Source organism: Oceanococcus sp. HetDA_MAG_MS8 (assembly GCA_019192445.1).
Taxonomy (GTDB): domain Bacteria; phylum Pseudomonadota; class Gammaproteobacteria; order Nevskiales; family Oceanococcaceae; genus MS8.
The window spans coordinates 20,698-35,623 of sequence record JAHCMK010000004.1; the positions used below are offsets into that span (position 1 = coordinate 20,698).

The 14,926-nt window shown below is 57.7% G+C and carries 11 protein-coding genes; 5 read left to right on the forward strand and 6 right to left on the reverse strand.

What is annotated here, in order from left to right:
* Positions 1 to 291: 291 nt before the first annotated feature.
* Together acs and KI787_08540 are read left to right on the forward strand one after the other, a co-directional pair.
* On the forward strand, positions 292 to 2,244 hold the full coding sequence (gene acs, locus KI787_08535; protein MBV6629997.1) for an acetate--CoA ligase: 1,953 nt from the start codon (positions 292 to 294) through the stop codon (positions 2,242 to 2,244).
* Positions 2,245 to 2,246: 2 nt separating this feature from the next.
* Positions 2,247 to 2,915, forward strand: coding sequence for a response regulator transcription factor (locus KI787_08540; protein ID MBV6629998.1), 669 nt, complete (start codon positions 2,247 to 2,249; stop codon positions 2,913 to 2,915).
* Here the strand turns inward: KI787_08540 and KI787_08545 are convergent.
* The 5 genes from KI787_08545 to KI787_08565 all read right to left on the reverse strand — a co-directional run bounded on the left by KI787_08545 (position 2,901) and on the right by KI787_08565 (position 11,707).
* Positions 2,901 to 6,344 (reverse strand): PAS domain-containing hybrid sensor histidine kinase/response regulator, encoded by a 3,444-nt coding sequence (locus KI787_08545; GenBank protein MBV6629999.1) that lies wholly within the window; start codon positions 6,342 to 6,344, stop codon positions 2,901 to 2,903. The genes KI787_08540 and KI787_08545 overlap by 15 nt on opposite strands.
* Complete coding sequence (locus KI787_08550) at positions 6,341 to 7,789, reverse strand: NAD(P)/FAD-dependent oxidoreductase (GenBank protein MBV6630000.1); 1,449 nt, start codon at positions 7,787 to 7,789, stop codon at positions 6,341 to 6,343. The genes KI787_08545 and KI787_08550 overlap by 4 nt, the downstream gene beginning before the upstream one ends.
* Before the next feature lie 79 nt (positions 7,790 to 7,868).
* On the reverse strand, positions 7,869 to 9,608 hold the full coding sequence (locus KI787_08555) for a sugar phosphorylase (protein MBV6630001.1): 1,740 nt from the start codon (positions 9,606 to 9,608) through the stop codon (positions 7,869 to 7,871).
* Positions 9,605 to 10,834, reverse strand: a complete 1,230-nt coding sequence (locus tag KI787_08560) for a hypothetical protein (GenBank protein ID MBV6630002.1) — start codon at positions 10,832 to 10,834, stop codon at positions 9,605 to 9,607. Before KI787_08560 ends, KI787_08555 begins: the two co-directional genes overlap by 4 nt.
* 27 nt (positions 10,835 to 10,861) lie before the next feature.
* Positions 10,862 to 11,707: a kinase gene (locus KI787_08565; protein MBV6630003.1), complete on the reverse strand. Its 846-nt coding sequence runs from the start codon at positions 11,705 to 11,707 to the stop codon at positions 10,862 to 10,864.
* Between the two features lie 112 nt (positions 11,708 to 11,819).
* Here KI787_08565 and KI787_08570 point away from each other — a divergent pair, with 112 nt between their 5' ends.
* Positions 11,820 to 12,761 carry a LysR family transcriptional regulator gene (locus KI787_08570; protein ID MBV6630004.1) on the forward strand — a complete coding sequence of 314 codons (942 nt, stop codon included), beginning with the start codon at positions 11,820 to 11,822 and terminating at the stop codon, positions 12,759 to 12,761.
* Positions 12,762 to 12,809: 48 nt separating this feature from the next.
* Here the strand turns inward: KI787_08570 and KI787_08575 are convergent, their stop codons facing one another.
* Positions 12,810 to 13,340: a clan AA aspartic protease gene (locus tag KI787_08575; GenBank protein MBV6630005.1), complete on the reverse strand. Its 531-nt coding sequence runs from the start codon at positions 13,338 to 13,340 to the stop codon at positions 12,810 to 12,812.
* 207 nt (positions 13,341 to 13,547) lie between these two features.
* On the opposite strand from KI787_08575, the gene KI787_08580 reads away from it, so the two are divergent.
* Both KI787_08580 and KI787_08585 read left to right on the forward strand, forming a co-directional pair.
* Positions 13,548 to 13,904: a hypothetical protein gene (locus KI787_08580; GenBank protein ID MBV6630006.1), complete on the forward strand. Its 357-nt coding sequence runs from the start codon at positions 13,548 to 13,550 to the stop codon at positions 13,902 to 13,904.
* A 282-nt stretch (positions 13,905 to 14,186) separates the two neighbouring features.
* A complete protein-coding gene (locus KI787_08585) occupies positions 14,187 to 14,624 on the forward strand; it encodes a hypothetical protein (protein MBV6630007.1) in 438 nt (145 codons plus the stop codon).
* Positions 14,625 to 14,926: the final 302 nt, after the last annotated feature.

The window sequence follows — 14,926 nt, forward strand, 5'->3', positions numbered from 1 at the left end:
AAAGCCGATAACAAATCCGTGCTCTCAAGCACGATGCAGCGTGTGGCTTCCCCTGTGCGGATTGCATGATGGCCAGATGCCAAAGGCATCAACAAAACAGGCCGGATATACGTCTGCAACCCCCGTTTAGTCACGACTTCAACTCAAGGCCTTGCTGGGGGAGTCCATATACGCTTCCTTAGCGCCTGAATGTCGTCGCTGCGACCATTGTCGGATGGTCAGACGCGCCAAGCAGTGGCTACAGTGACTGCGACCCTGTAGGGCACCACAATTTCGGAGTTGAGACATCTCATGAGCGAATATCCCACGCACCCCGTGCCGGAAGGCCTCGCGCAATCTGCCTGGATCAATCAAGACGAATACAACAGGCTGTACCAACAGTCTGTGGACGACCCCGAAAGTTTTTGGGCAGAACAGGGCCAGCGCCTGGACTGGATAAAGCCCTACACTCAGGTCAAAAACACCAGCTACGCTCCCGGCAATGTCTCCATTAAGTGGTACGAAGATGGCCAACTGAACGTCAGCGCCAACTGTATAGATCGCCACTTACCCGAGCGCGCGCAGCAAACCGCCATCATTTGGGAAGGCGATGACCCCGGAGAAGATCAAAACATCAGCTACGCCGAGTTGCACACTCAGGTCTGCAAATTGGCGAACGGGCTGAAGAGCTTAGGCGTTAACAAAGGGGACGTCGTCACCCTCTACATGCCCATGATTCCCGAGGCGGCTTACGCCATGTTGGCCTGTGCCCGCATTGGCGCGGTGCATTCCATTGTGTTCGGCGGTTTTTCACCGGATGCTCTGGCCAACCGCATTGAGGGCGGCCAGGCCAAGATAGTCATTACCGCCGACGAAGGTCTACGCGGTGGCAAGTCTGTGCCGTTGAAAGCCAATGTGGACAAAGCTCTAGACTTACCGGGTACAGACTCGGTACAGCATGTTCTAGTCGTCGAGCGCACTGGAGCCGACGTGGGTTACAGCAGCCCAAGGGACGTGCGTTATAGCGCCCTCGTCGCCGAACAATCCAGCGATTGCGCTCCCGAGCCCATGAACGCTGAAGACCCACTGTTCATCCTGTACACCTCCGGCTCTACCGGCAAACCCAAAGGCGTGCTGCACACCACTGGCGGCTATTTGGTGTACGCCTCCATGACCCACCAGTACATCTTCGATTACCACGATGGCGATGTGTACTGGTGCACGGCCGATGTGGGCTGGATTACCGGACACAGTTACATCGTCTACGGCCCATTGGCCAACGGCGCCACCACCTTGATGTTCGAGGGCGTTCCCAGCTATCCCGATAACAGTCGGTTTTGGCAGGTGGTCGACAAACACCAAGTCAGCATTTTTTACACAGCACCTACCGCCATTCGGGCCTTGATGCGCGACGGCGATGATTTGGTGAAGCAAACCAGCCGGTCCAGCCTACGCTTGCTGGGCAGTGTAGGAGAGCCAATTAACCCCGAAGCTTGGGAGTGGTACTACCGCGTTGTTGGAGAATCCCGCTGCCCCATCGTCGACACTTGGTGGCAAACCGAGACCGGCGGAATCCTCATTACTCCCCTCCCCGGCGCGACCCCGCTTAAACCGGGGTCGGCAACCCGACCATTTTTTGGTGTGCGTCCAGCTCTTGTCGATGACAAGGGCAATATCCTGGAAGGTGCCACCAGCGGCAATCTGGTGCTGCTGGACTCTTGGCCCGGTCAGATGCGGACCGTGTACGGCGACCACGAACGCTTCGAACAAACCTACTTCAGCACCTACCCCAATATGTATTTCACGGGGGATGGCGCGCGGTGTGACGAAGATGGCTATTATTGGATTACCGGACGTGTGGATGATGTGCTCAACGTCTCCGGCCACCGCCTAGGAACCGCCGAAATTGAGTCTGCCCTGGTCGCCCACGACAAAGTCGCGGAGGCGGCCGTGGTGGGCTTCCCCCACGATATTAAGGGTCAGGGAATCTACGTTTATGTCACGCTGAACGCAGGTGAGACCACCAGCGAAGAGTTGCGCAAAGAGCTGCGCAATTGGGTACGCAGCGAAATCGGCCCCATCGCCTCACCGGATGTGATTCAGTGGGCCCCAGGCCTACCCAAAACCCGCTCCGGGAAAATTATGCGGCGAATCTTGCGCAAAATTGCAGAGAACGAATACGCGGCCCTAGGCGACACCTCCACACTGGCGGACCCCAGCGTGGTAGACAACCTCATCGCCGAACACAAAGCGTTGGTGGCCTGACAATGCCGGCATCTATCCTGATTGCCGACGACCATCCGCTGTTTCGCGCAGCTCTCAAGCAAGCCGTGCTCAGCACCCTGGCCAATGCCGAGGTGTATGAGGCGGCGAGCATGGCGGAACTGGAACAAATCGTGGATGAAGAGCCGCAGGCGGATCTCGCTTTACTGGACCTGCACATGCCGGGGGCGCGGGGTTTTTCTTCGCTGGCTTGGCTGCGCAGTCAACACCCGCAAATCCCAGTGATTGTGATATCAGCCATGGACGACCCCACCACCATGCGTCGTGCCGCGGACTTCGACGCTTCGGGGTTTTTGTCCAAGTCCACACCCTTAGAGGACATTCGTGAAGCTATCGAGCGCGTGCTCGCGGGGCAGACTGTTTTCCCCGATGATATTCACGAAGTAGAAGACACAGATGATGCAGATACCGCGGCCAAGCTGGCCACGCTGACGCCGCAACAGTTCCGGGTCTTTATGCGTCTGGCCGATGGCGCTCTGAACAAGCAAATTGCTTACGAGCTACAAGTCTCTGAGGCGACCATTAAAGCTCATATGACCGCCATTTTGCGCAAGCTGGGGCTGTATAGCCGCACCCAAGCCGCTGTGTTAGCCCATCAACTTCAAGCCGACGGTAGCCAGCCACCAGCTCTGCAGGACTCAGAGCAGGCCTGACATCAAAGCACGCAACGCGGCGGGGCGTACTGGTTTATGCAGCACACGCATATGCGCCCGCCGCGCCGCCTCTGCTGATTCCGAGGACACATCCGCGGTAATGAGGATGGCTGGCACTGGTGCATGCAACTGTGCCCGCACCGACTCGACCACCTCAACACCGGTACGACCTTGGCCGAGTTGATAATCTGCAAGCAGGATCTGCGGCTGATAGCGCTCCAAAGTCGCTGTCGCGGCCTCTGGTGTATCGGCCGTCTCTACAGAGCAGCCCCATGTTTCCAATAAGGCGCGCATCCCTGCCAGCACCCCGGCATCGTCGTCTATACACAGCGCACGCACACCGCGCAGTCTTTCCGCACCACGGCTGACACGGCCACTGCGGGCTTGCTCTACTGGACGTCGCGCAGTGGTGCGCTCGGCCAGCAGGCGGAAACAAGACCCCCGACCCGGCACAGACTCCACCTCAATACGATGGTTCAGCATTTTGGCCATTCTCAGACAGATCGCCAGACCCAGGCCGAAGCCCTTACCCATATCGCCGCGCACTGACTGTAAGCGCGAAAACTCCTCGAAGATGCGCTGCTGATGCTCCGGAGCGATGCCGGGCCCGGTATCCCAAACCTCAATCGCCAGTTCAGTCCCGCGCCGCCGCACACCCATCAGAACCTTGCCCTGCTCGGTGTAGCGAATGGCATTGGAAAGAAGGTTTTGCAGGATTCGCCGCAATAGCTGTGGATCACTCACCACAACACCTCGACTTTGACGCACACGAAGCTGCAAACCACGCTCAGCAGCAATCACCCCAAATTCGCGCTCCAGTGGGAGCAAAACATCTTCCAAAGAAACTGGTCTAGGCTTGACCTCCCAAACTCCCGCGTCCAGGCGCGAAATATCGAGCAAGTCGGTGAGCAGCCCTTCCATGGAATGCAAAGCTTGCTCGGCATTCCCCAGAAGTTCTTCTCGCGCAGGCCCCTCGCCAGTGTGCTGCTGGGCACTGGCAACAAAAAGCTTGGCGGCATTCAGAGGCTGCATCAGATCATGGCCTGCGGCTGCGAGGAAGCGCGTTTTGGACCGGTTCGCTGTTTCCGCTTCCGCCCGTGCCAAGGTGAGCTGAGTGTTGGCATCCTCCAAAGCTGCGGTACGCATCGCAACGCGTTGCTCCAAATTGACATTGGTCCGCTCCAGCTCCTCCTGCACATGCTTGTAATCGGTCACGTCACTGAAGGTGGACACGAAGCCGCCCCCAGGCATGGGCTCGCCCCGCACCTCTAAGACCCGCCCATCCGGCATCCGGCGCTCATGGCGGTAACGGTGGCGCTGGCGGAGGTGTTCTAAGCGTCTTTGTACCTGATCTTCAGCGTCACCATCTCCCAGCAAACCCCGCTGGGCGTTGTAGCGCAGGATATCTTCGATAGGCGCACCCTCGGCCAACAACTCCGCAGGAAAGTTGAAAAGGCCCTCATAGGCACGGTTCCAGGCCACCAATCGCTGCTCGGCATCAATCACGCTGACAGCCTGGCTGAGATTATCCAAAGTGGCCTGCAGCAAATCTCGGTTAAAGCGGGCCGCTCCCGAGGCCTGGTCAATGGCGCGTGCCACCTCACGCACAGCGTCCGCCGAGCCGGACTCCAACGCATCCAGCAAACTACGCGCACTCGATGAGCCCATAACAGCGGCAAGACGACGTTCAACAAAGTTGAGCAGCTCCGGCGGCGCCCGCCCGCTACGACTTTGGATATCTGGGTGGTGACGCGCAAACTCGGCGAGCAAACTCCGCGCCCGATCCGCCCCATAGAACCGCTCGATCAACACCTTCAGGTCGGTGTAGCGTAAATCGCCACGCCCACTGGCGTCCTGAGAACGCACAAAGCGATGGCTATTGAGTTGCTCGCGCAGCGAAGTCCGGCTCCAGCGCGACACCCAGTAACTCAGCAGAATATGGCTACCCAGACTCCACACGCTGCCGTGCACAAGAGGGTCTAGTCCAACCAGGCCGAACAAGGCATGCGGCGCCAGCCAAATAATGCCCGCAGGACCGTCCTGAATCCATGCGGCATCGGGTAGAAAACCGGGAATCAGTAAGGTGTATGCCCACAATGCTGTGCCCACCATCAGGCCAGCCATCACCCCAAGGTGATTACCCCCTCGCCAGTACAGGGCCCCTAGCAAGGCCGGCGCTAACTGCGCCACACCCACAAAGGCGATTTCGCCCGTCGCCGCCAAGGGCGACTTCACCGCCATGGCCCGATAGAACAAGTAGCTGGCCAGTAACAAGGCCGCAATGGCAAAACGTCGCACCTGACGCAGCAAGGCCCCCAAATCACCATCCGCTGGCCAACGGCCACTGCGCAACAGGCGCGGCATCACCCATTCGTTGCTGATCATGATGGCCAAAGCAATACAGGCCAGAATGACCATGGCCGACGCCGCTGAGAAGCCGCCAATAAAGGCCAAGCTCGCCAGCAGCTCTTGACCTTGGGCAATGGGCAGCGCCAGCAGATAACTATCGCTGTCTACCGTCGCTCCCAGAGTGGCCTGCCCCACGGCTGCCAAGGGTAAGACCAGGACACTCACCAGCAGTAAATAAAGTGGCAGTAGCCAACGGGCGGTGCTTAAATCTTCAGGCCCGCCGCTTTCCACCGCCAGCAAGTGGAACTGACGGGGCAGACACAACACCGCCATTGCCGCCAGAACTGTGAGCACCACGAACCGAATGCCGTCGATGGGCGGGGCGGCCTCGAGATTGTGAACCACCAGATCTAAAGTCGAGCCGGAGTATTGCCAGAGCAAAACGGCGCCGACGAGCAAGAAAGCGGCAAGCTTCACCACAGACTCAAAGGCCACTGCCAGTACCAAGCCGTATTGCTTTTCACTGGCCGCTACATGGCGGGTACCAAATAACACTGCAAAAAAGCCCAAAGCTGCAGCGGTTAATAAGGCGACGTCAGCCCCAGTGTGCTGCAAACTCGGCGCCAAAGTTTCCAGGCTGGTGACCACGCTTTTTAACTGCACGGCGATATAGGGCAGAACCGCGAGCACGGCCACCAAGGTCACCACGCTACCAATTTGGGTATCGCCGCCATATCGCGAGGCGATGAAGTCGGCCATGGAGGTAACGTGGTTATCTTTAGCCGCCTGAATCACCCGTTTCAATACCGGCAGACCGATGGTGAACATCAGCACAGGCCCGAGATAGATGGCGAACCAACTGTAGGGGTCTTGCGTGGCTCCACCGACAGCCCCGTAGTAGGTCCAGGAGGTGGCATACACTGCCAGCGCCAGGGTCCAAATACCGGCCTGAAGTCGCCGCGGCTTGCGCCCACCCCGACGGTCGCCCCACCAAGCCACGGCAAATAAACAGCTCAGATAGGCACCGGCTAATAGCAAAGCTGCCCAGCCCGGCAGGCCGCCCAGAGCTTGCTCGCTCATCCCCGCGCAAACTCCATACTGCCGTCCTCAAGACGCCCCCAGCCCAACAATAGACGGTCGCGGATGTAGTTTTGGTAAAGCTTCCACGGCGCTTTCGAGCCCTGCTTGGGCATGCGATCGAGGGCGCGCTGAACATAGCCGGAGGAAAAATCAATAATGGGCTCTGGCTGCAGGCGATCATCACGCAGTCGCGGGGTGCAACGCTGATATCCCTTGCGCTGCATATGCTTGATAAGCCGGCAAACATATGCCGCCGTCAGGTCCGCCTTGAGGGTCCATGAGGCGTTGGTATAACCCACGGTGAAGGCAAAATTGGGTAGATCTTGGAGCATCATCCCGCGATACACATAGGATTGCGTCAGGTCCACTGGCTGGCCATCATGATGCAGATGCATGCCACCTAAAAACTGGAGGTCTAAGCCTGTGGCGCTGACGATAATATCGGCGTCGATCTCCACACCAGAGCGCAACCGAATACCGCTGGAGGTCAAGCTGTCGATGTGGTCCGTGACGATGTCGGCCTTGCCTGAGCGCAAAGCGGCGAACAAGTCTCCATCAGGGACAAAGCATAGCCGCTGATCCCAGGGGTTGTAGTCCGGTTTGAAATGCGTATCCACCGGAAAGTCTGGGCCTAAAGCTTGGCGAATCCCTTTACGCAAAAAGCGTTTCACGGTTTCGGGCTTACGCCGGCTGAGCGTGTACAACCACATGGACAAGCCAATATTTTTCCAGCGGTTCAGGCCATATGCCATGGATTCCGGCAGCCAGCGCCTGAAGCTTTGCGCCAGCTTATCTTGAGCTGGCAGGGAGAGCACATAGGATGGGGACCGCTGCAGCATGGTGACTTTTGCGGCTTTGTCGGCCATAGCGGGCACTAGAGTCACCGCTGTCGCACCGCTGCCAATCACGACCACCCGTTTATTGGTGTAATCCAGGTCCTGTGGCCAATGTTGAGGATGAACGAACTGTCCTTGAAAGGCCTCGCGCCCGGGGAAGTCGGGCTGATAGCCGCCAGCGTAGTTGTAATATCCCGCACAGCAATGCAAGAACTGACAGCTCCAGGACTGCATCTCCCCGCTTGCCAACTGTACCTCAACCTCCCAACGATTCCTGGCACTGTTCCAATTGGCATTGGTGACCCTATGCCCGAAATGCACGTGGTCCGCCACACCATAATCCTCGGCGGCCTCGGCAATGTACTCGCGTATAGACTCCCCGTCGGCCAGAGCCTTACCGCCAGTCCAAGGCTTGAACACATAACCTAAGGTGTACATGTCTGAGTCTGAGCGCACTCCGGGGTAGCGAAACAGATCCCAGGTTCCACCCAAGCTGTGGCGGGCCTCCAGCACCGCAAAGCGTGTACCTGGCAACTGCTTACGCAACATACACGCTGCACCAATGCCCGATAAGCCGGCACCAATAATTAGGACGTCAACGTCCGCCATGTTGTCTCCTCAATGTGCCCTACGGCGAAAGTGCCCCACAGCGCTTAGGCCTGCGTCTGCGAAGTGTTTACGCATTTCCCTAGCTCGGGCGGTTGCTAATCCATACGGTTTCGTAGGGGGCGAGATCGACCACATCGGCCAATGACGCATATTGCCGCCCCCCAATGAGATTATGCCAGTCGTCAGTCACAGTGAGGTTGAGCTGGTCCAAACGCAGTTGAACGGGTTCATTAGTCACGTTGCTCACACAGAACACACTCTGACTTCGGTCCATGCTTTGGCGCCAAAAACCGAACAGGGAATCGCCCAAATGCAGGGTGAACTGCGTTGCATTGGGGTGAAACGCCGGCTGCTGGCGGCGCAGCGCTAGCAGTTCCCGTAGCCGGGAACTGACGATGGCGGCGGGGTCTTGGGCATCGCCGAGTCGGGCACTGAGCTCATCCGCGTCCCACTGATGACGGTTAAGCGAACGGTTTTTCCCGGTGCGCTCAAAGCGCTCTTGATCATTCGCGGTAGCAAACACGCTGTTCAGGTACAGCGCCGGCAAGCCTTCCAGGCCGAGCATAATCGCGTGTGCGCAGAGAAATCTGTCTATCTGCCAGGTATCCGGCCCTTGGTGGGTGCCTTGCAGCGCATCCCATAATGCGATGTTGATTTCATAAGGCCGGCTCTGCCCTCCCAAACTCCGCCAGGAGACTTGCCCACCACTGCGCAGACTGGTTTGGATTAGCGCATCCGTTTCGTCCTCGCTTAGCAATCCTTCGGCCGGACGCAGCCCTATGCCGTCATGCGAGGCTATGAAGTTCAAAAAGCATGTACCCGTCTGCGCCGGGGGCATGCTCATCAGCCAAGTTTTGAGGTGGCCAGAATGCCCAGCCAGCAGAGTGTGGAGCAATAACGGCGGCAAGGAAAAGTTGTAAACGATGTGGGCTTCGTTTCCGTTGCCGAAGTAACTCAAATTTTCCCGGTTCGGAATATTGGTTTCGGTCACCAAGATGGTCTGCGGATCTACCGCCTCAACCAGAGTCCGTAACAAGCGCACGATCTCGTGGGTCTGGGGCAGATTAATGCAGGAGGTACCCAGCTCTTTCCACAAAAACGCCACCGCATCGAGTCTAAAGGCGCGAATGCCTTGGTCAAGCATGGACCGCATGATGGTGGCGAACTCTAACAATACCGCCGGATTGGCAAAGTTGAGATCGATTTGGTCATGGCTGAAGGTGCACCACACATGGGCTTCCCCCTGCGCGCAGCGCGTCGGCCTGAGCAGGGGACTTGTGCGTGGCCGCACCACGCCTTCGAGATCTGTGTCTGGGGGCAGGCTATGAAAGTAATCCTGCCCGACGCCCTCCCCGGCTATAAAGGCCTGAAACCAGGGGTGCTCACTGGAACAATGGTTGATGACCAAATCTGCCATGACCCGGTAGGAGTCGGATAGTGCTGACACATCCTCCCAACCACCGAGCTTGGGGTCCACTGCGGCATAGTCCTTCACGGCAAAGCCATGGTCGGAGCTGTAGGGGAAGAAGGGCAATATGTGCACCCCACTGATCGCTCCGCCAAGCTCCTCATCCAAGACGCGCTTGAGTGTTTGTAGGGGAGGCTCCCCAGGCCGGCTAATTGTGTCGCCGTAGCAGATCACCCAGGCATCGGCTTGTGTCCACAGATTACGCGGGGGCCGCTCCAGGCCTTGGTCGGCCTCCAGGTCCATGGCATCACAGAGGTCCTTGGCCAACTGCGCAATATCTACATCGTCGGAGTAAATACGTTGTAAGTGCTCGGCGACCTGCTCAGCAACCTGCTGGCCATCATGCTTCATGCGGCCACATCCGGACGGGCGGCGTCGGCAAGCACTGCTTGGCGCATCTCTTCCAGAATGTTTGGGCGTGCACTGCGTACCCGATTCCAGCTGGGCACGAAGGGCTGTTCCATAGGATTGGCCAGGAAGTGCTGCCCAGCGGCCACCACATTGTGTGCGAAGGTTTCCACGGCTTGTTCTTCAGCGTGGATGTCCAGTCTTAAGCCATTAATCATGGCGTCGTGGCTGTAGGTTTCGATGTAATCCAGGGCGGTACGAAAGTAGGTCGCTTTGATCGAGCGAAAATGTTCACTGGTAAACACCACGCCATTGGTTGCTAATTTGCGATAGAAGGCTTTGATGATGTCCACCGACATTTTCGACAGGCCCTGACTAGCATCCTGCGCAGAGAGGTCTTGATGCTTGTGGTCGTAGGCATCGGCCACATCCACCTGGCAAATTCTGTTGGTGGCGTAATTGCGGTACATCTCAGAGAGCACCCCAATTTCCAAACCCCAATCGGTGGGAATGCGGAGGTTCTCTACCGCCTCAATGCGCAGCGCAAACTCGCCTGCCAGGGCGTAACGGAAGCTGTCCATGAACTCCAGGTAAGGCAAGGGCCCGAACACCGTGCGCAGAGTTCGGATGAGGGGGCTGACCAGCAGCCGACAGACGCGCCCATTCAATCGTCCCTCGGCAGCGCGGGCGTAATACCCCTTACAGAACTGATAGTTAAACGCTGGATTAGCCACCGGGTATAGCAAACGCGCCAGCATTCCGCGCTCATAGGTGACGATATCGCAATCGTGTAGAGCCACAGCTCCAGGTTGCTCCGTCGCCAGCAAAAAGCCCAGGCAATACCACACATTGCGCCCCTTTCCGGGCTCATTCGGGGCCAAACCCTGTGCCGCTAGCTCGTTGTGGATAGCCTGCAAGCGGGGCCCATCATTCCAGAGCAAGTGTGTTTTCTGCGGCAACCGGGAAAAAAATTCCTGCGCGTGGGCGTACTCCTGAGCCGTGGCCCGATCCAGGCCGATAATGATCTGGTCAAGGTAATCCGCCGCCTGCAGCTCCTGCACGATGCCTTCAATTGCAGGTCCTTCTAACTCCGAGTAGAGGCAAGGCAGAACCAAGGCCAAGGGGCGACTCCGCCTAAATGCGCGCAGCTCATCCTCCAAGGACTCCAAAGAACGCTGTCGTAGCGCATGTAAGGTGGGGATAACGCCATTTTGGTAGAAATCACTCATAGATCTGAGCCCTGCGTAGATAACAATTTAAGGCGCCAACCAGCGAACATCGGGCAACCAATCATGCGTGACGTTCACGCGCAAGCGCACCGCCGCGCGCTGTGGAAGCGATAGTTCAGCCCATTCACTGAGGCGCTGATAATGCTGCATAAAGCGTGAGAGCTGGGCGGGGGTCATACCAGCTCTGGGGTCGGCACTGAGCGACCGAGTCTGTTCCTCCTGCTGCGCCCGCCAACGGCAGATACTCTCCCAGTCTGGCGCCAGCAAACACACCACATCATCCAAATAGGAAAACCATTCGGCGTAAGGACCTGCGAGTTCTTGGTTGACGTAATGACGCCACCGCCCAGCCTGATCTTCCTCGGCTTCAAGCGAATTACACGGAGCATGCAGTGCCTCCAAGCTCTGCGCAGGCAACCCCACACACCAACCCTCAAAAATCACGACATCGGGGCGACAGGCCAATACGGATTCATCCTCAGCAGGCAAACGATCGTCGTAAGCCTTGGAAAATCGGGGCAGAGGCACACCTTCGCTGGGCCAAGCACTATGGAATGCTTGCATCACCTGCAGACCTCGTTGTACGTCATGAGTACCAGGCACACCCCGCGTCCGCAGCAAAGGATGGACCGCGGCAGCCAAGGCCACACGCTGCTCTTGCCCTAAATAAAAGTCGTCCAGACTGAGCACGCAGCACCTCCAGGAGTAATGCTGCTCCAGACGCTCACATAAGGCCTGACTCAATGTGGACTTGCCTGTGCCCTGACCACCTTGGAGGCCTATACACAGTGGAGACTGCCGCTGACGCCGCCCGGCTACCCAGGCAGTGAGCATCTGCAGCGTGGTCTCGGATGTTGCGCTCCACGTAGCCATGCGCGATTCGTAGCAAGAATGTGGCCAGCTGCCATCAGAACCGTGCATGATGTGGGGGTAGAGCTTGGCTTCACCCACGGCTCACGACAACGATGTTTCGCCTGGACAATCCGTGCCCCACACTCGCCCCACACTGCAGCAGCTCATGTATTTTTTGGCCGTGGCCGAGCATGCCAGTTTCCGTAGAGCGGCTGATCACCTGGGCATTAGTCAGCCCACGCTGACCGGTCACATCAGCGCGATGGAAAAGCGTCTGAACATCCAGCTCTTTGAGCGCTCCCGAGCCGGCACGCATATCTCGCCCGCCGGCCGAGAACTTCTGGAGCCGGCGCGCCAAGTGGTCGAAGAAGTGGACACCCTTTCCTCACTCGCCGACCAGGCACGCGGCGGTGCCAGAGGGGTGTATAGACTCGGTGTGTCGCCGACCTTAGGGCCATATTTATTGCCACACTTGCTACCGGCCCTACACAAACGATATGCAGAGCTACGCCTACACGTGAGGGAAGATATCCCTTCTCGTTTGGAGCAGGACCTCGCTCATGGCCAATACGATCTTATTCTCACCGCCCTACCCCTCAATACCAGCCATGTTCGGAGTACGCCTCTGCTTCGGGAATCGATTGCCTTGGTATTACCCATGGACCACCCACTGAGCGCCCGACATCCCATTCGTGGCGCCGACCTTGCTGGTTTGAAAATCCTCACTATCGAAGACCGGCACCAGTATTCGCGTCACATACAGCAGCTCTGCGCGCGCTTGGGTGCTGAGGTGTTGCAGGATTACCAAGGCACCAGTTTGGACTCGGTTCGCGTGATGGTGGTTATGGGTTTGGGGGCCGCATTTCTACCGGCTCTATATATTTCTTCAGAAATTGGGGACCGCGCCGACACTCTGAGGATTACCCGCTTAGCCGACGAGGAACTCAGCCGGACGCATGTCTTGGCTTGGCGACCGAGCAGCCCAGCACGTGGTTTCTTTCAGCAGTTGGCCCAGGATATCAGGGCCTTGATTGCTGATATGCAGGTCCCTGGAGTCCATACCCTCAGCGATTAACTGGGGCCAAAGCCACTGAGGCCTGCTTATTCGCAGCAGGCTGGGAGCCTAACTCTCACCGAGTTGGGTTAATGCCACTGCACAGTGAGACAGCCGCATCGATGGCGGATTCACCCCGAGCATAAAGGGCGCGGCCTTAGCCAGTGCACTCATACCCAGAATATTGCGCTGCGACCCCGGCAGCACGGCCACTTCAACCGGCCCTAGCTCACAGTTATCGCCCACCTGCAGGGACTGCGCCTGGTAGATATCCATAGCCCGGAGCCGGCCATCTGCCATTCGCGCCGCAACGCGATCGATGTGCACTAAGGCATTCTTCCGCTGCAAACGCCGAAAAAGCTTCTGGCTAATGCTGCTGTAACCCGCCCCCGTGTCTACAAGAAACGCGGACGGCGTTTCGGCGCCAATACGAGCATTGACATACAAGCCGCCGGAGGGGCGTTGTTCCAAAACAACATCTTGTTCCACACCATGCGCGGCCACTGTTTCCACAGCAGCCTCTGGCCCAACCCCATGGGCGGCCACATTGGCGCACAATAATGGTGCAAAATAAAGGAAAAAGTTCCTGAGACGAGGCATTGTTGGTACCAGGCAGACACCGTTAGGTGGGCTGTCGCAAAACATGTGCCTATCTAAGCCTCAGCCAGAGCCTCTACGCCCTTAGTCTAATAGCTGATCGGTTTTTCCTATCACATTTATTGTATTTTTGTACTAGATATTCTTCAGCTCATCTATATATTGAGCTGTAGTTCGAGGCACCCCTCCCACACCCCAAGGAGATTAGGTATGAAAATCCAAGTTGCTACCTTAGCCCTGTTGCTCAGCGCACCGCTGTATGCCCACGCCGGTAACGCCAACCTGGGCGCGACCCAGGCCATGGATACGGTCACAGTGCAAGAGGTTGAATACCGTCACCGTCCTCCTTTCAAGCGTAGCTTGGAAGTGCTGCCGGCTGCCGATATGGCACGTCAGGAAGCCGCTCAAACCGTAGTCATGCATGACACTAACTTCAGCGGCAAGCCACCATTTAAACGCAACGTGCAGGTCATGCGCGTGGTCGACACGGCCGTTATGGAAACCAGCGCTCAGGACGACGAGCGTGTCCGTGGACCGCGCCACCACTACCACAAAATCTTCCGTTAATTGCGAAGATTTTGGTTGCACCTCACCGTATGTGGTGAGGAAAACCCTTAAGGGTTCGATCCCACAAGAAAGCCGGCTGCTTAGCCGGCTTTTTTGTGCTCATCACATTGGTGGCAAGCACGCCTGGCCCGGAACTTCTTGGCTGTAGCACTAACCCCTACATGAGCACCATTCAGACTAAGCGCGTACCAACAGGCTTAGCACCCAAGCGGAACAAAGCTGGTCCCATGCAGTGCCAGCCCCGTACACTGTGACCGTGAATGACGCTCATGGAGGACTCCCATGCCATACGCACTCGCCGCTTTTATCTCCGGTTTTGCCGCGACCCTGATCTTCCATCAAGGTTTATTTGCCCTGCTGCATAGCTTAGGCGCAGTCCCCTATCCTGCCTACTCCATGGCGCCTACAGCCCCACTTGGCATACCTGCCGTGTTTTCCTTGGCTTTTTGGGGGGGTGTATGGGGCCTCATACTATGGCCCCTTGTCGGCGCCGCCCGCGGAGCATCGTTCTGGATACGCTGTATTGTCATCGGCGCCCTGGGACCAAGCTTAGTCGCGTTACTGCTGGTGTTTCCCTTGAAAGGCCAGGCCTTTGCCGCAGGTGGTGACATCAAAATCTGGGTCGGCGCCTTACTGCTTAATGGCGCCTGGGGACTGGGCCTTGGACTGGGCTTAACCCTACTCCCCGGCGGTCGATCAAGTAGAGCATTAGCCTCGTAAACGCGTGACGCGCAGGCCTCTGAGCACAAAAAGCTGACTGGTCATGGGAAACCTATTGGCTTATGCGCCTCAGCAAACGCGGCTCTTCTGAGCAGCGTCTGTAGCGACATTTTGTGTATGCGCACAGCTGATTCAGCGGCCTGCCATCGTGCCTTATGAGCACCTTCCCCACATAGACGCCCTGCGCCTGCGCCGGACTCTAGCAAGGCCCGGATGAATCGCCGTTCGCCTCCTGCATCGCAAGCAGCGATGCCTGCACTCCAACACCAGCGAGCACGATGAAAATTGCAGGCAAAAAAAAG